The following is a 501-nucleotide window of genomic DNA, read 5'->3' as shown; positions in this document are numbered from 1 at the left end:
AGATTGCCAACGATTATCAGGCCCTGCCGGACATCATCACCGCTATCAGCGATGAAACGCTGTTGACCCCGGCTACCGTCAATCGGATTCTGGTAGAGAGCGGACGGTGCGGCGATTTCCTCAACAATCCGGAGGCATTTCTGGAGCAGGCCGTAGAGCTGATCCGCAGCCACCGCCACGCCCTGGCTATCGACGGCATCCGTTATGTGAAGCTGGACGGCCAGGAATATTATGTGCAGGAAATCTTCGACACCACTGAGTTGCTTGCCAACCTGGATCGAAACGCCGTAAAGGTGGAACACAGCGTCTATGACTATGTGGTTTACGACAGCTCCACAGTAGAGAAGCCGGTGGCGGTGGCCCTGGACAACGACCCGGATGTGAAGATGTTTTTCAAGATTCCCAGCCGCTTCAAAATTGAAACCCCCATTGGCACGTACAACCCCGACTGGGCTGTGTATCTGAATAAGAACGGTGAGGAAAAGCTGTACTTCGTCCTGG

General features: G+C 54.3%; 1 protein-coding gene. It reads left to right on the top strand.

The window, feature by feature from the left end; all coding sequences use genetic code 11:
- Window positions 1-501 (top strand): restriction endonuclease (locus H7U37_RS15225; RefSeq protein WP_477742910.1); only part of this gene is annotated, 501 nt, incomplete at both ends.

The organism is Pseudoflavonifractor phocaeensis (assembly GCF_016901735.1).
GTDB lineage: Bacteria > Bacillota > Clostridia > Oscillospirales > Oscillospiraceae > Pseudoflavonifractor_A.
Note: the sequence above shows the minus strand (reverse complement) of the source record. Positions and strands in the feature narration are given on the sequence as shown.